This is a genomic window from Herpetosiphonaceae bacterium, from assembly GCA_036374795.1.
Classification (GTDB): Bacteria; Chloroflexota; Chloroflexia; order Chloroflexales; family Kallotenuaceae; genus LB3-1.
On sequence record DASUTC010000055.1, the window covers coordinates 1 to 15,432 of the forward strand.

14 protein-coding genes are annotated in these 15,432 nt (G+C 64.3%); 6 read left to right on the forward strand and 8 right to left on the reverse strand.

Annotation, left to right across the window (positions count from 1 at the left end; genetic code table 11):
• Positions 1–191: 191 nt before the first annotated feature.
• The 6 genes from VFZ66_03425 to VFZ66_03450 all read right to left on the reverse strand — a co-directional run bounded on the left by VFZ66_03425 (position 192) and on the right by VFZ66_03450 (position 6,707).
• Complete coding sequence (locus VFZ66_03425) at positions 192–1,889, reverse strand: ABC-F family ATP-binding cassette domain-containing protein (protein HEX6288210.1); 1,698 nt, start codon at positions 1,887–1,889, stop codon at positions 192–194.
• 638 nt (positions 1,890–2,527) lie between these two features.
• Positions 2,528–3,553 carry a TIGR03617 family F420-dependent LLM class oxidoreductase gene (locus VFZ66_03430; protein HEX6288211.1) on the reverse strand — a complete coding sequence of 342 codons (1,026 nt, stop codon included), beginning with the start codon at positions 3,551–3,553 and terminating at the stop codon, positions 2,528–2,530.
• 11 nt (positions 3,554–3,564) lie between these two features.
• Entirely contained in the window at positions 3,565–4,533 is a 969-nt protein-coding gene (locus VFZ66_03435; protein ID HEX6288212.1) for a quinone oxidoreductase, read from the reverse strand.
• 157 nt (positions 4,534–4,690) lie between these two features.
• Positions 4,691–6,049, reverse strand: coding sequence for an alkyl hydroperoxide reductase (locus tag VFZ66_03440; GenBank protein HEX6288213.1), 1,359 nt, complete (start codon positions 6,047–6,049; stop codon positions 4,691–4,693).
• 9 nt (positions 6,050–6,058) lie between these two features.
• On the reverse strand, positions 6,059–6,196 hold the full coding sequence (locus VFZ66_03445; protein ID HEX6288214.1) for a hypothetical protein: 138 nt from the start codon (positions 6,194–6,196) through the stop codon (positions 6,059–6,061).
• 25 nt (positions 6,197–6,221) lie between these two features.
• Complete coding sequence (locus tag VFZ66_03450) at positions 6,222–6,707, reverse strand: PaaI family thioesterase (GenBank protein ID HEX6288215.1); 486 nt, start codon at positions 6,705–6,707, stop codon at positions 6,222–6,224.
• A 194-nt stretch (positions 6,708–6,901) separates the two neighbouring features.
• On the opposite strand from VFZ66_03450, the gene VFZ66_03455 reads away from it, so the two are divergent.
• Together VFZ66_03455 and VFZ66_03460 are read left to right on the forward strand one after the other, a co-directional pair.
• On the forward strand, positions 6,902–7,516 hold the full coding sequence (locus tag VFZ66_03455; GenBank protein ID HEX6288216.1) for a YigZ family protein: 615 nt from the start codon (positions 6,902–6,904) through the stop codon (positions 7,514–7,516).
• A 110-nt stretch (positions 7,517–7,626) separates the two neighbouring features.
• Positions 7,627–7,965: a hypothetical protein gene (locus tag VFZ66_03460; protein HEX6288217.1), complete on the forward strand. Its 339-nt coding sequence runs from the start codon at positions 7,627–7,629 to the stop codon at positions 7,963–7,965.
• Between the two features lie 21 nt (positions 7,966–7,986).
• Here VFZ66_03460 and VFZ66_03465 read toward each other — a convergent pair whose 3' ends face one another.
• Positions 7,987–8,754 carry an oxygenase MpaB family protein gene (locus VFZ66_03465; GenBank protein ID HEX6288218.1) on the reverse strand — a complete coding sequence of 256 codons (768 nt, stop codon included), beginning with the start codon at positions 8,752–8,754 and terminating at the stop codon, positions 7,987–7,989.
• 727 nt (positions 8,755–9,481) lie between these two features.
• Here VFZ66_03465 and VFZ66_03470 point away from each other — a divergent pair.
• The 3 genes from VFZ66_03470 (at position 9,482) to VFZ66_03480 (ending at position 11,382) form a co-directional block, all read left to right on the forward strand.
• Complete coding sequence (locus VFZ66_03470; GenBank protein HEX6288219.1) at positions 9,482–9,868, forward strand: hypothetical protein; 387 nt, start codon at positions 9,482–9,484, stop codon at positions 9,866–9,868.
• Between the two features lie 30 nt (positions 9,869–9,898).
• On the forward strand, positions 9,899–10,597 hold the full coding sequence (locus VFZ66_03475; protein ID HEX6288220.1) for a hypothetical protein: 699 nt from the start codon (positions 9,899–9,901) through the stop codon (positions 10,595–10,597).
• 116 nt (positions 10,598–10,713) lie between these two features.
• Positions 10,714–11,382, forward strand: coding sequence for a MauE/DoxX family redox-associated membrane protein (locus VFZ66_03480; protein ID HEX6288221.1), 669 nt, complete (start codon positions 10,714–10,716; stop codon positions 11,380–11,382).
• Positions 11,383–11,574: 192 nt separating this feature from the next.
• Here VFZ66_03480 and fabG read toward each other — a convergent pair whose 3' ends face one another.
• A complete protein-coding gene (gene fabG, locus VFZ66_03485) occupies positions 11,575–12,354 on the reverse strand; it encodes a 3-oxoacyl-ACP reductase FabG (protein ID HEX6288222.1) in 780 nt (259 codons plus the stop codon).
• A gap of 562 nt (positions 12,355–12,916) precedes the next feature.
• On the opposite strand from fabG, the gene VFZ66_03490 reads away from it, so the two are divergent.
• On the forward strand, positions 12,917–15,432 hold a 2,516-nt coding region (locus VFZ66_03490; GenBank protein ID HEX6288223.1), incomplete at its 3' end, for a hypothetical protein.

Genomic DNA, 15,432 nt, shown 5'->3' on the forward strand with positions numbered 1-15,432 from the left:
CAGCGCCAGCAGCGATCCCGCCGTGAGATAATCGAGCATGCCGTGAGTTTTAGTGGAAAAGAATTTCACCATGCTGTGCTCCTGCATCGGGTAACATAACCACCGCCGTTCGGCAGAATACGTGCCACGATCGGAGCCGCATGGTGTGGGATCAGCGGCAGAAAAGGCGCTCGCACCGAGCGCCTCTCGGTTTATGCGTGGGATAGGTTGCTCAGATGATGCAGATACGCCTCGTAGTCGCCCTCGAAGCTGCGCGACCGCCCCTGCCCAACCTCCACGATCCGCTCGGCGAAATTGTGCAGAAAAGCGCGATCGTGCGCTACGGCGATCACCGTGCCCGCGAAGGCCTCCAGCGCCGCCTCGAAGTGCTCGCGTCCCTCGATGTCGAGATGATTCAGCGGCTCGTCCAGCAGCAGCAGATTGCAGCCGCGCAGCACCAGCAGCGCCAGTTGCAGGCGGCTGCGCTCGCCCAGCGAGCACTCGCGCACCCGCCGGAAGACGCGGTCGCCGCCGAAGAGGAAGAAGTGCAGAAAGCTGCGCGCCTCGGTTTCGCTCATCGGGCGCTCGTGCAGCACCGTCGCCAGCACCGTCCGATCGAGATCAAGCGTCGCGTGCTCCTGCGAGAGGACGCCCAGCCGAACGTTCGCGCCCAGCCGGATCTGTCCCTGCTGTGGTTGCAGCCGCCCCTCGATCAGCCGCAGCAGCGTGGTCTTGCCCGCGCCGTTCGGTCCGACGACGGCGATTCGCTCGCCGTACTGGACCTCCAGGCTGGTGTCCACGAGCAGTGGCGGACAGCCGGGATACCTGAACGTCAGATCCTCGACGCGCAGCACGGCCCGTCCACCCGGCGGCGGCGGCCCGAAGTCGAGCTTGAGCGACCAGTGCGCGCGCGGCTTGTCGACGCGCTCATCCGACTCAAGGTAGCGCTCCAGCTTGCGCTCGCGCGCTCTGGCCTTGCGTGCGACTTTTTTGGAGCCGCCCTTGCCGCTCAGAAAGAACTTGGCGTCACTATCCTTGGGTGTGCTGCTCAGCTCGACGTTGAGCGCCTGCATCTTGAGCCGCATGATGTCCTGGCGCGTCTGCGCGATGTACTCCTGCTGGCGCTTCCAGGCTTCGACATGCAGCTCGTGCTCGTGCTCGCGCGCGGCGGCATACGCGCTGTAGTTGCCGCTGTAGCTTTTGATCGTGCGCGTGTCGGGATCGAGCGCCAGGACGCGCCGAACCGTGCGATCCAGAAACGCGCGATCGTGCGAGACGATCAGCGCGGCGTGCGGGTAGTTCTGGACGAAGCTCTCCAGCCATTCCAGCGCCGTCACGTCGAGATGATTGGTTGGCTCGTCAAGCAGCAGCAGATGCGGCTCGCGCAAGAGCAGCGTCGCCAGCGCCAGCCGGGTCTTTTGCCCGCCGCTCAGCGCCGCCGCCCGCGTGCCAGGATCGATCCCGCCCAACCCCAGGCCATCCAGCACCGACGCGGCGCGATGCTCGCGCTCGTAGCCGCCGAGCGCCTCGAACTGTGACAGCGCCGCGTCGTAGGCTTCTATCGCCGCGTCGGGATCATCGGCGGTGGCGAGCGACTCCGCCGCCTGTTGCAGCGCGGCCTCTGCGCCGAGCCATTCGGCCTGCGCCGCCGCGACCACAGCGCCGAGCGTTCGATCGCCCAGATCGTCGAAGGATTGGGGCAGATAGCCGATCGCCAGATCCGGCGGCGACAGCACGATTGTGCCGGAGTCGGGCTGCTCCTGGCGCAAGATGCAGCGTAGAAGGGTGGATTTGCCGGTGCCGTTGGGTCCGATCAGGCCGACGTGCTCTCCAGCGTTGACGATACATTCAACTCCGGCCAGCACCGTGGCCGTGCCGTAGCTTTTGTGGAGATTTTGAACTTGAAGCATCGTGCCTCCTGAGGGCGGAGACACACGGAGTGTCCCCGGATTTAGTATGCCGCGTGGAAGAATGGGGTTGTGAACATCGAACACTCCTTGCTGCATGACAGTCAGCCAGCCGCGAGGCTTCGGGGCGTGGCACCCTGGATTATACCGCAGGTTTGCATGGTTGTGTTTCAGACGAAAGGCGGAGATGCACATGTACGGAAACGTAGACGTAGCCATATGTGTTTGCTATAATTGCAAAACCCCCTACATTCCACCCCCCTAGTCTTGGTGGAGGTGTCTATGCCCACAAGTCATATCATTCGTGCCTGGAAAGACGAGGAGTACCGACTAAGCCTCAGCGATGAACAGCGGGCTGCTCTTCCAGCACATCCAGCGGGCCTGATCGAGGCTATTGATGGGGGCGTCAACGATACGTTTGACTACCCGGTCACAGCGGTATCTTGCCCTTCGTACTCGTCCTGGTGCAATACATCGGAGTATGAGTGCTGGTAGTCAACCTCCGGATTCCGCGACTGAAAGATCCAACAGCCTTCCTCCTGAGCGGGGAAGGCTGTTTTGCTGTTATCTATCTGACCAGTAGGCTTCGACCCACCTACCGATCGATGTCGGCTCAGTCTTGGTTGCCGGGTGTCTTAGAGTTAGGAGCCATGAAGCGCGGCGATCGTCGTGCGCCAGAACGCATCATCCCGCTCCGGCTCGAACGGCAGATAGAACGCCACGCGGTCGATCAGGCCGGTGTAGCGCTCGCGCACCGCATGGCCGATCTCGTCCGGCCCGGCCTCCACGGTCAGCGTATGCAGCATCTCGTCGGAGATCAGCGTCGACATCTCAGGCCAGCGCCTGTGCTTCGCTAGCTGCGACAGCCGCTCGCCGATCTCCGCCCAGCCGTGTGTTTCCAGCACCACGCGGTACGTCGGCGTCGAGGCGTAGAACGCGATCTGTGCCCGCATTCGCTCGCGCTGCTCCGTAATCGCGGCGGCGCTGCGGCCCGTGATGATGAACACGCTGGTCGCCAGCTCCACATCGTCGATCCTGCGACCCTGCTGCTCCGCGCCCGCGCTGATCGCCGGGCGGATCACCTCGCGCACGTACTGCGGCGAGTGAAACGGATGTACATGAAAGCCCTGGCACTGCTCCCCAGCCAGCCGCGCCAGCCCGGTGTTGACGCCCGCGATTGAGATGGGGATATTCGGATGCTCGATCGGGCCGGGGTTGAAAAACGGCGTGATCAGCGTATGCTGGTAGAACGTGCCGCGAAAGTCGAGCGGGCCGTTGGTCTGGAACGATTGCCAGATTGCCCGCAGCGCCAGGATGTACTCGCGCAGCCGCGCGACGGGCGCATCCCAGGGCATGCTGAAGCGTCGCTCGATGTGCGGCTTGACCTGCGTGCCCAGCCCCAGCAGCAGCCGACCACCCGAAAAATCCTGCAAATCCCAGGCGAGCTGGGCTGTCACCATCGGCGAGCGCGAAAAGGCTATGGCGACGGACGTGCCAAGCTGGAGCGTGTGCGTGTGCTCGGCGGCGAGCACCAGCGGCAAGAACGCATCGTGCTTGGTTTCGCTGGTCCACATGCCCGCAAAGCCCAGCGCCTCCGCCATCTGCGCGATCCTGGCGACGCTCGGCAGATGCTTGCCTTCGACGGGCAATCCTACGTCGAGTCTCATTCGGCCTCCTGCTATGGGATCAGCAACACTTTGCCCGCAGTTTCGCGGCCTTCCAGCGCGCGATGCGCCGCCGCCACATCCGAGAGCGGCACCGTCCGATCGATCCTCACGTCGAGATCGCCCGCCGCGATCCAGTTGAAGAGTTCATTGGACCGCCACAGCAGCTCTGCGCGGTCAGCGGTGTAGTGCGCCAGCGACGGTCGTGTCAGGAACAGCGAGCCTTTGGCGTTGAGGATCTGCGGATCGAATGGCGGAACCGCGCCGCTGGATTGTCCGAACAGCGCCAGGTAGCCGCGCGGACGCAGGCTATTCAGGCTGCCCTCGAACGTCGTCTTGCCGACCGAGTCGTAGACCACATGCACGCCTTTGCCGTCGGTCAGGCGGCGCGTCTCGGCGACAAAATCCTGCTCGGTGTAGCGAATGATCGCATCGGCACCGGCTCTGCGCGCGAGATGCTCCTTCTCCTCGGTCGAAACCGTGCCGATCACGAACGCGCCGCGCTGCTTGGCGATCTGCACCAGCAGCAGCCCGACGCCACCGGCTGCGGCGTGGATCAGCGCGCTCTGTCCAACTTCGATCGGAAACGTGCTGCGGGCAAGATAGTGCGCGGTCATGCCTTGCAGCATCACCGCCGCCGCCGTCTCCAGATCGATCTCTTCGGGCACCGGCACCAGCTTCCAGGCTGGCACAACCGCGTACTCGGCGTACGCTCCGGGGCTCATCGCGAAGGCTACCCGCTCGCCGACCTCAAGATCGGTCACGTCGGCCCCGACCGCATCCACCACGCCCGCGCCCTCGGTGCCGAGCGTGAACGGCGGCGCGCCTTTGTACTGGCCGCTGCGCTGGTACACGTCGATAAAGTTGACGCCAGCCGCGACGATCTTGACTCGGGCTTCTCCGGCCCCCGGCTCCGGCAGCGGCAGATCCTCATAGCTGAGGCGCTCAGGGCCGCCGTACTCGTTGACTCGAACTGCTTTCATACTTCTCCTCTATGGGTTGCAAGTTCCAAGTTCCAAGTTTCAAGTTCAGGGATCAGGGGTCGGGGATCAGGGGCTAGGGGTCAGGAGTTGCTCTGCCCGCTGCCCCGCTTCTTGTTCCCTTGTTCTTTTGTTCCCCGCTTGGTGCTTGGTTCCCCGTTCAAACGGCATCCAGACCAACGATCTCCACGGTTCGTACGTTGCCGGTGGCGAGATCGGCGGCGCGAATCGCGTGATTGTTGGTGTCGGCGATCCACAGCGTATCGCCGCCGATGCTGAGGCCGCCCGGCTCGTAGAATGCCGCCGCTTCCGCCGCGCCGTCGCTGTAGCCGGGGATGCGCCGACCGCCAAGCCAGCTACGGCACTCGCGCGTGACCGGATCGACGATCTTGATGCGATGGTTGTAGCTGTCGGCGACGTACAGCCGCCCGCCGTGAGCGACCACCGCCTGTGGATGTTGCAGCAGCGCCTCATCGGCCACGCCGTCTTTGTCGCCGTAGTCGAAGAGGCCGGTTCCGACGATCGTTGTCACCTGTCCGTCCCGGCCAGTCGTCGCCCGGCGGATCGCCTGCGACTCGCTATCGGCGAAGAAGAGCGAGACGCCGTCGCTGGTGATGCCGCAGGGCTGCGCCAGCGCCGCGCTCAGCAGCGGCCCGTCGTCGAGCGCCTCGCGGGCGTTGCCAGCCAGCGGCTCGACTCTGCCGTTGGCTGGGTCGAACCACCAGAGCTGGTGCAGCCCGGCCATCGCAATCGCGAGCCTGCCGCTGTGCATTACGAGGTCCCACGGCGAGGCAAGGCCGATGCGCGCGCCGCTGCCGCTCGCACGCGGATTCGCGCCGCGCTGCCCGGTGCCCGCGACGGTTGTCACGCTGTCGCTGGCAAGATCGACCGCGCGCAGCATATGGTTATCGGTGTCGGCGACGTAGAGCGTATGGCCGTGGAGCGCCAGGCCGCGCGGATGGTTGAACGCCGCGCTCGGCGCAGGCCCGTCGGCATGCCCCGCGTGTCCGCTGCCGATAACCTTTGTTACTCTCAAACATTCTCCCTCGATCGCGGCCACGACGATCCGATGATGGCCCGTGTCGGCGATGAACACACGGCCCTGCTCGTCGGCCAGCACTTTGTCGGGATAGCGCAGCGGGCGGCGCTGCTCGGCAGCCTGCAACGGCGCGAGCGCGAGCGGACGCCGGTCGAGCGTGCCCTGCTCGTCGTACTGCGCGATCAGCTTTTGGAGCACGGGCGTCCACTGCTCGGCGCTCGTCTCGCCCGGCTGCGCGCCGAGGTAGCGGCCCTGCGGATCGATCATGACCAGCGTCGGCCACGCCTGGACGCTGTACGAGCGCCAGGTGCGATATTTACGATCGTTGAGGATCGGGTGCTCGACGCCCAGCCGCAGCGCCGCGTGCTCGATATGCGGCGTGCGCCGCTCGTTGGGATACTTGCCCGAATGGACGCCGATCACCACCAGCTCGCTATGGAATTGGGCTTCGAGCCGCCGCAACTGCGGCAGCACATGCACGCAGTTGATTCAGCCATAGGTCCAGAAGTCGAGCATGACGAGCTTGCCGCGCAGATCGCTCAGGCGCAGCGGACCAGCCGTGTTGATCCAGTCGAGATCGTCGGGAAACTCCGGGGCGTGCGGCAGCTCCGGCGGTAGGTTGCTCATAGCTCCTCCGTGGCAGACGGCCCGCCTACGCGCGCCTGTCCGCCGCTTCGCTCGGATCGGGCCGCTGCTCCGCCTCCGAGCGGGTCGGCGCGCCCATGATGTGCTCGAACAGGTGCGGCGCTTCGACGTAGATGCCGCGTCCAATGACCGCCTGCGTGCCGTCGGGCAGCGTGATCGTGCCGCGTGCCCGGATCGCGCTGCCGGTTTTTTCGACGATCTCGCCCATGACATGCAGCTCGGTGCCGAGCGGCAGCGGGCGGCGGTACTCGCACTCAAGGTTGACCGAGGCTACCTGATACCCGGCGTTCCAGACCGCCATGCCCATCACCTCATCCAGCAGCGCCGCCGACGCGCCGCCGTGGACATAGCCGGGCGGTCCTTGCTGTGCCACGCTCAGGGTAATCGTAGTATGAATGCAGCCTGCCGCGTCGGCCCACCAGGTAACGCCCATGCTGTCCGGGTTGGACGTGCCGCAGATAAAGCATGGACCATGCTCTAGCAGTTTGCGCATGTGTCGCTCCTTATGCCCTCAAGTGTACTCCAAAAGCAGGCAGATGTTCCAATCAGCCAGGGGCAAGGGAACAAGGGAAACAACAAAGTAGTGCGTTTTGTTCGTTTGTTCCTGTTTTGTTCAGTTCTCGGTTCTGTGCCAGGCTGTAGTACACTTTGGAGCATCGATCCTAGAGGAGTGAGACAGGCCGCGCTATGTCTGAAGCCCAGCGTTACCCGATCCCTGCCGCCGAGACGCGCACCGAGATTCGCGTCTCCAACTCGCGCTTCATCGCAACGATCGCGCACACACCCACAGTCGATGCGGCGAAGGAGTTTATCGCCCGGATGCGCGGCGAGTTTGCCGACGCGACGCATAATGTGTTTGCCTATGTCGTGGGCTACGGCGCGACGACCACGCTCGGCATAAGCGACGACGGCGAGCCCGGCGGCACTGCGGGCCGTCCGGCGCTGGCGGTGCTGCGCGGCAGCGGCCTGGGCGATGCCACCGTCGTCGTGACGCGCTATTTCGGCGGCACGCTGTTGGGCACGGGTGGCCTGGTGCGCGCGTACGGCGATGCTGTTCGGGCCGTGCTTGAGGCGCTGCCGCGCGCCGAGAAGATCGAGAAACGCCAGGTGTTGCTGACGATCCCGTATGCTCACTATGAGCAGGTCAAGCGGCTGGTAGCGGCGCACAACGGCGAGATCCTGAGCGAAGACTTTGCGGTCGATGTGACGCTGGCGCTCTCGTTTGCCGTCGATGACCTGCCCGTGTTTGTCGCGGAGCTGACCGATCTGACCGCGGGCCAGGCCGAGGTGATCGAGGTCTAGCGCCGCTTGCATTCCCACACAGCAGATCGCTGTGTCTGGCGACCACACACGGCTCATGCTCGCGCCCGAACGGTACTAATCTTGCTTGGAACGACTCTGAGGAGGGGCCTATGAGCAAAGCCTTAGCACAGGTACATACTCTATATGTCGGCGCTTTGCTGGGTGAGCCGGAATTCGGGCGCAGATTGATCCGTGAGATGCAGCGCATCGGCCAATTCGATTTTACGGATGATCGCTCGATCGCAGATGCAGAACTAGAGGCGGATGGCGAAGATACCGGCGAAAGCTTTTACGGCTCGCTCGTGATTCGCGATCTTCAAGGAGATATTCTCTGGTCCGGGCAGGCGACACGGCCTCACGGAGTAGCCGGGCCGATGGCATATGAGCGTATTCTGGAGCAGCTTCGCGCGGCGCTGCCGCCGCCCGACGAGCACAGCCGCACGGTGTAGCGCGGCGGACACGCCGGGCTGTTAGACGGCGATCGGTCGATCCAGGCGGCGAACGTCGGCGAGATAGCGCGGCGGCATCAAGATGCGCTGAACAAGCGCGCGGAGCCGGAGCCGTCGCATGAGCGGGTACAGCCATATCAGGCGCGCGAGCGGCGGATGTGGCTTGAGCCCGAGCAGCTCGCGCACCCGATCGGGTACCAGCAGCGCCTGGGTCTGAAGCAGCAGATCGTAGCGCCACGCGCCGAGGTGCCGCCGGTACTGCTCGTAGAGCGCTGCCGTGTAGTCGCTGTAGACCAGATCGCGCTCAAGATGGCGCTGCCGGTCGACGCGCCAGTCCGCGTAGGTTTCCGGCAGATCGGGAATGCCCAGCCCCACCCCGACACGCCGAAAGACCGCGAAGTTGTCCTGCTGCTCCGCCATCGTCAGCGGGCGGTGCAGCAGCGCATACGACCGCTCCGAGTAGTCCATCAGCATGTAGAGCACATCGCGATTGGCCCAGTCGGGCAGGCGCTGCTCGCGCCGCCGCTCGACCGCGCTGTGCGCTGCCGTGATGCGGTCGAGCGTCTGCTGTGCCGTCGCCTCGTCCACGAACACAATATCCTGCGCGAAGCTCGCCGTCGAGAAGAGCCGCCCGATCGGATTGCGCGGAAGGTTGCCCGTGAAAAACAGCCAGTCGACAGCCCGATTCAGCGCAAACTCCGCCGCCGAGCCGGCAAAGACCAGCAAGATCGTGTCGGCGTTGCCCCAGATGGTCCGTACGATCGAGTCCTGTGCTACAAAATCAGCCATAGCGTAGATCTGTCCTATGCAATTTTTTAAGACCGTGTTTCACATGGTAGTGTACCGCACATAGCCGATTGTCGCAGGTGCGAGTGGTCAAAAAGTTCTACCAGCGAGGGATCGACGTATTAACTTTAATTTGACTTATTACCGTCGATCGTTTAGAATAAATTTAATTTATATTTAATAGTTAACTTGGCTTCGCTCCAACTCAGCGTATACGTCGATGCACACACGATGACAGGTTATATGTTTGGCATGCTGCGCACCTACAACAGGTGACACCCGCTCCTGTTTCCCCAGGGAGCCTGGCAACATCCAAACGGCGACACACGTTCTCACCCCCCAGGACAAATGGCAGATAGTTTGATCGGCGTATGGCATCGTCGTTGACGGTATGGCTCCACCAGATGTGTTGATCATAGAAGCGGAGGGAGCGCGCAACGCACCTCAAGGCAGCAGCGCGCCGACGGGCGCGTTGCCGGATGCATGCCCGTGGAAGGTTGTCGTGCTACCCGGCACGGAGCCATAACAGCCTGGCCTGCGCAGCCTGGGGAAAGGAGGATCGCTATTCGATGGAGCAGCAGAGCCGTCTCTTAGCTGCGCCAGGGATGGTTTCGATCGAGGGGGGGACCTGGCTCTGATTCGTTCCCATGGGGTGAGTACGCTCACGCCTACGTTTGATGTTGGTCCATACCGCACCGCGATTTCTACTAACTCATGGAGGAGATCAACAATGGCAACGTACTACGGAAAAGCATCATGGTTCTGCTGCTATCCCGATCCCTGCGGCTGTGACGGCTGCTGCTGCCAGGGTAGCAACTGCTCGACGCCCTGTGGTCAAAGCTCGTACTGTGGCGTCGGCGGCTGCTGCACCTGCCGCTCTGGCTCATACGGCTTCGCCTGGAAGACGAACTGCTCGTGGTGCTGCAACTATAGCGTGTACAAGACTGTGTACTGCGGCAATTCCGGCACATTCGTCTATGGCGGCAGGAGCCGCACCGGCACCCGCGTCGATACCGGCCCCAGCACCTGCGTGATGGTCGACTTCACCAAAGCGCTTTTCTCGCAGTTCGCATCGCTGTCCACTGGCATCATATCGAACGTTCAGGCCACTGTCTAACGTAGCCACTCAAGTATAGGAGCCGATTTCATGGAACGACGCAGTTTTCTTAAAATCGTCGCAGCAGGCGGCGCGGCAGCCGTGAACTTCCTGTACCCTGGGCTGACTGGCGTGGTCGGCGCTGCGAGGCTCAAAGCGCACGACTCGATCGACAAGCATCCTGAGAAGCATCCCGAACTCGACCCTGAGAAGCATCCAGAAGCCGCTCCCTCGAAGCACCCTGAGATCGATCCGAATTTCTTCGGCGGCTATGTCGTCGAAAAGTCGGTCGGGGGCCTCGTGCTGGTAGGCGGCAGCGAGATGCGCGCGATTCGCCTGCCCGCGCGGGCGGCGGTCTGGAAAGAGTTCGAGGGCGTGAGCCACAGCGAGATTCAGGTCGGTGATTACGTGGACGTGCGCGGCACGGCGCTGGCCGACGGCTCGCTTGAGGCCAACAACGTGTGGGTCAACATCGGGCGGCTCGACGGCACCGTCGAGCAACTGATGCCGCAGGGCGGCGACATGACGGCGCAGGGCAGCCGCCTGCGCATCGCCGCGATCAAGGGCGGCCATCGTGAGATTGAGCTATCCTCGGCGCTGGAAGTCATCCGCATCACCGACGGCGAGGGCGACATGATGGCGGTCGGCATCGCCAACGTCGTCCCCGGCACGAAGATGGGCGCGGTGGGTCTGCGCCTGCCGGATGGCGGCTTCCGCGCCACGAGGATCTGGATCTGGCCGCAAGCCTAGCGCGCCGACAGGCCGGATGGGCGCCCTCTGGACCTGGGGGCGTCCCCCAAACTCCCATTTACTGATGCAGAATCGGCTATTGCCGAACAAGCGCCGTGATTCTGCACGAGATACATATGGAGCAGCACGTGAAGATCATCTCGACATTAACGCGCGCCTGGCTGGGGTCGCTCTTTCTCTACTCCGCAGCGCTGAAGTTTACGAACTACCGCGATGCGTGGCGCTCCGTGCGTCAGTATGGCGTTCTGCCCAAGCGCTTGAGCGATGCCACTGGTTTGGCGCTGCCCTGGGCAGAGCTGGTAGCGGGCGTGTCTTTTCTGTTCGGGTGGATGTATCCGCTAGGGTCGGTTCTGGGAGCAGTGCTGGGCGGCTCCTTCGCGTTCGCCGGGCGGCAGGTGATCAAGCAGGAGGCTAAGGTTTCGTGCGGCTGCACCGGCGGCGTGGCCGATACAGACGTGGATCAGACGACGGTGAACCGTGGTCTGGCGATTGCCGCAGGCAGCCTGCTGGTGCTGGCGACCGGCAGGCGGAGCCACACCCGCCTCCCGGCGCTGTCGCTGCTTGCCGGAGCGGTCATCGCGATCTTCCCGTCGCTGCTGGTTGTCACCATCAACCGGCGCGACGCGCAGCGCCAGGCGGAGCTTGAGCAGCAACAGGCTATAGAGCGCCAGCGGCGCATCGCGGAGCTTAAGCACCTGCTGGCCGCGCCTGCGGCTCAAGCGCTCGAACCGGTATTAAAAAACGGCCACGCGGTCGCCGAGAATGTGGAATTTCTGGTTTCGTAGACAACCTATGCTCGTCTCACGGCGCTGGCGCGGCTGAACTGCACCGGCAGCACCGCGCTGTGGTGGCTTCCGCTGGTGGAGTCTCCTCGCGTAGGAGACTCCACCAGTTTTTGTTGCGCTCGTGCCCTGCGTGCTGCAAGATGAGCAGCCCGTGGATCGCCCCGCGAGGTGCCGCGCCTGGATGCGGGATGCTTACGTGCCCATGATCAGGCCGCCGTCCACGCTCAGCACCGTCCCGCTGATAAAGCTGGCCTCGTCCGAAACCAGGAACAGATAGGCGTTGGCGATGTCCTGCGGCTGTCCGATACGGCCCACGGGCGTGTGCTCGACCATCGCCGAGAGCACATGCTCAGGCATGCCCTGTGTCATCTCGGTGGCGATAAAGCCGGGCGCGACCGCGTTGACCGTAATGCCTCGCCTGCCCAGCTCCCGCGACCAGACCTTGGTCATGCCGATCACGCCGGACTTCGAGGCGACATAGTTGGTCTGGCCGAAGTTTCCGTACAGCCCCACCACCGACGCGGCGTTGACGATGCGGCCATAGCGCTGCCGAATCATCGTCGGGACGACCGCCTGCGTGCAGTTGAAGACGCCCTTGAGATTGACCGCGATCACCCGGTCGAAATCGTCCTCGCTGAGCTTGCCGACGACCTCGCCATCTTTGACCTTGACGAGCTGCGCGTCGCGGGTGATCCCGGCGTTGTTGATCAGGATGTCGATCCGGCCAAAGCGCTCCAGCGTCGCCGCGACCGCCGCCTCGACATCGGGCTGCGACGCGACGTTGACCTTACAGAAGAGCGCCTGCGCGCCGATGCCGTCAAGCGCCTCGACGGCGCGCTGCCCGGCCTCGTCGTTGTAGTCCCACACGGCCACGGACGCGCCCGCCTGGGCAAAGGTCAGCGAAGTCGCGTAGCCGATGCCGTTTGCGCCGCCAGTCACCACGGCGACCCGGTTGTTCAATTCGATTCCCATTGTGTTACTCGTGCTTTCCTTGCGATCAACGCGGCGCAGCGTAACCGTCGGCGGGTGTTGCTGCTCGGCCAGCGTTGTCAATCGGTTTTCGGCAAGACGTGGTGGAATGCCTGGGTTGTTTAAGATGCTCCCGACCGACGAAGCTCGCGACACGCGCAATGCAGCACAAACCAGTACATCCGTAGGCTACGCATGCACTGGCGTACGCATAAGAATCAGCCAGCCGGTATCGGCGGGCTCCAACCGGAATCGATCTCCGCTCGTCATATAAGCTCTGCATTGAACGTGTACTCAGTCTTTGCGCCGTTGACGTTGCATCCGGATCACCTGCGTCCAGACGCACACAGCAGACGGCGATCCACGACACCGGAGCGCAGTTTGCTGCATCTCGTATGATAGCGTGGCGAAGTTACAACCAAGTTCAGGGCGAGTTACAACCGGGCGGGCCGGGGATTAGGCTATGATAGAATACGTAGAATGTTTCAGCCAGCGCCGATGCGGTCGTGCTCCAATCCTTATCGCCGCCAGCCGTATGCGGCGATGAGCGCAGATAGACAGCGCCATGTTTGGTGAAGATGTTGTCGTTCGTACCCGGCTGATGCCGCCGCGCCTGCCTCGACGGTGGCTGCGCCGCCCCCGGCTGGAGCTGCTGCTGGCCGATGCCGCCGAGTATCCGCTCACGATCGTGCGGGCAAGCGTCGGCTACGGCAAGAGCAGCGTGCTGGCCTCGTTTGCCATGCATGGCGGCTGGCCCACGATCTGGTATAGCCTGGCCGAGGGCAGCGACGATCCGCTGATCTTTTTGCTGCACCTGATCTATGCCTGCCGCAACGTCGTGCCGCAGGCCGGCGCGCGCGCGCTGGCGATCCTTGAGCACAGCAGCGGCGGTACGCAGGCCTGGAGCCAGGCGCTCGATGCGCTGATCAACGATCTGGCCGAGGCGCTGGATGACGAGACGCTGCTGGTGCTCGACGACTACGATGCGATCGATCCGCTGCCTGATATGCGCGCGCTTGTGGAGCGGCTGATCGCGCAGCCGCCGCCGCTGCTGCACCTGATCCTGGCGACCCGGCACTGGCCCCAGCTCTCTGGCCTGCCGACGCTTCAGGTGCGCGGCGAGCTGCTTGAGATCGACGAGGCCGCGCTGGCCTTTATGCCGGAGGAGATCGAAGCGCTCTTTGCCTCGGCCTACGAGCACGCGCTAGATCCCGCGACGGCCAGGCTGCTGAGCGAGCAAACGGGCGGCTGGGCGATTGCGCTGCATCTGATCTGGCAGAGCTTGCACGAAACGGCGGAGTGGCCGACGCCGCAGCCGGATCGAGCCAGGCCGCCGATCCTGGTTTCAAGCCCGGTCGCGGGCGCGGCCTCCAGCGTGGCCCAGATGCTTCAGTCCGAGTCGCGGGATGCGCTCTTTTCGTATCTGGCGCGGAACGTCTTTGCCAGACAGCCGGAGGAGATCCAGCGCTTTTTGCTGCGCTCCTCGGTGCTTGAGGAGCTCGATCCGGCGGCCTGTAATGCGATTCTTGGCGGCACCGCCTCCGCCACCTGGCTGCGCGCGCTCTATCGCCGTGGCCTCTTCCTGACGCGGCACGACGACGACCTGTACACCTACCATCCGCTGTTCCATGCCTTCCTCCACCAGCGCGCCCAGGAGTCGCTGCCCGATTGGATCGACCTGAACGAGCGCGCGGCGGCCTACTATCGCGGCGTCGGCGCTGGCGAGAAGGTGCTCTACCATCTGCTGGCGATCGATGATCTTAAGGGCACGGCAGCCGAGCTCGCCCGCTGGATCACGTCCTGGCTGGACGGCGGGCGCTTCGTGACGGTGCTGGCCTGGCTGAATCAGCTTCCCGCCGAGGTGCTGACGGCGCATCCGCATCTGCTGATCGCGCGGGGCGATGCCGCCCGCTGCCTGGAACGGTTCGAGCTGGCGCTTGAGGCGTATCGCTCCGCCGAGCGGCTGTATGGCGCGGCGGGTGATGTCTATGGTCAGGCCCGTGCGCTGCAAGGTCAGGCGCTGGTGTATCTCGATACGGTGCGGCCCACGCCCGCCAACGATCTGCTAAGACAGGCCTTTAAGCTGCTGCCGCGCGACGCAGCCACCGAGCGCGCGGCGGTGCTGCGGCTGATCGCCGAGAACCGGCTCAACGCTGGACGCGCCGATCAGGCTGCGCGGCTCTACCGCGTTGCGGCGCGGCTGAGCGGCAGCGCCGACGAGCCACAGCCACGGGTGCTGCTGCGGCTGGGCCAGTTGCGCGAGGCGCGGGCGATCCTTGAGCGCGAGCTGCCCCACGATCAGGCGACGATCCCGCATCGCCGTCCTGAGGCGCACCGCGAGGTGACGCTGCTCCTGTCGCTGATCGGCGGCTTGCAGGGCGAGCACGAGGCGGCGCTGCGCTATGCCCAGCAGGGCCTCGATGCAGCCCACAGCTTCGGCTCCGGCCTGTTCGAGTCGATCGCCTGGATGCGGCTGGGCCATGCGCTCCAGCTCGGCCCCTCGCCCGACGTGATGACCGCGCATCGGGTCTATCTTCAGGCGATGGCGCTGGCCGATAGCTTCAAAGTGCAGCGCACCAAGGTCGAAGCCTATATCGGGCTGGCGCTGCTACATGGCTTTGGCGGCGAACTGGCCGCGGCCAGGGCTGCTGCTCGCGAGGGCCTGACGATCGTCGAGCGCAGCGGCGATCGATGGTCGGAGGCGCTGCTCTGGACGGCGCTCGGCGCGGTCTGTGTTGCCCACCGATCGCCTGAGGCGACGGAGTGGCTGCGCCAGGCGCTCCAGCAGTTTACGCTCAGCCACGACAGCTACGGCCAGGCGCTGGTCCATCTCTGGCTGGCGATCTTGCATCAGCGAGCCGGGGAGCTGGACGGGGCCGCGCGTCATGCCGAGGCGCTCTTTGCGCTCGCGGCGCGCTATGGGTACGACGGTCTGCTGACGGCCACGACGATCTTCGGGCCGCGCGATCGGATGATGCTGGTGCCGATCCTGCTGCTTGGCCGCGCGGGCGGCTCGTGGACGGTCCAGGCGCAGGACTGGCTCGCGCAGGGCTTTCCCAACATCGCCGCCGACGAGCTGAC

Coding starts and splice junctions, on each gene's coding strand:
- VFZ66_03450 (HEX6288215.1), bottom strand. CDS start 6,707: ATGCGCAAACTGCTAGAGCATGGTCCATGCTTTATCTGCGGCACGTCC.
- VFZ66_03480 (HEX6288221.1), top strand. CDS start 10,714: ATGGAGCAGCACGTGAAGATCATCTCGACATTAACGCGCGCCTGGCTG.
- VFZ66_03445 (HEX6288214.1), bottom strand. CDS start 6,196: ATGAGCAACCTACCGCCGGAGCTGCCGCACGCCCCGGAGTTTCCCGAC.
- VFZ66_03475 (HEX6288220.1), top strand. CDS start 9,899: ATGGAACGACGCAGTTTTCTTAAAATCGTCGCAGCAGGCGGCGCGGCA.
- VFZ66_03435 (HEX6288212.1), bottom strand. CDS start 4,533: ATGAAAGCAGTTCGAGTCAACGAGTACGGCGGCCCTGAGCGCCTCAGC.
- VFZ66_03465 (HEX6288218.1), bottom strand. CDS start 8,754: ATGGCTGATTTTGTAGCACAGGACTCGATCGTACGGACCATCTGGGGC.
- VFZ66_03430 (HEX6288211.1), bottom strand. CDS start 3,553: ATGAGACTCGACGTAGGATTGCCCGTCGAAGGCAAGCATCTGCCGAGC.
- VFZ66_03455 (HEX6288216.1), top strand. CDS start 6,902: ATGTCTGAAGCCCAGCGTTACCCGATCCCTGCCGCCGAGACGCGCACC.
- VFZ66_03425 (HEX6288210.1), bottom strand. CDS start 1,889: ATGCTTCAAGTTCAAAATCTCCACAAAAGCTACGGCACGGCCACGGTG.
- VFZ66_03460 (HEX6288217.1), top strand. CDS start 7,627: ATGAGCAAAGCCTTAGCACAGGTACATACTCTATATGTCGGCGCTTTG.
- fabG (HEX6288222.1), bottom strand. CDS start 12,354: ATGGGAATCGAATTGAACAACCGGGTCGCCGTGGTGACTGGCGGCGCA.
- VFZ66_03470 (HEX6288219.1), top strand. CDS start 9,482: ATGGCAACGTACTACGGAAAAGCATCATGGTTCTGCTGCTATCCCGAT.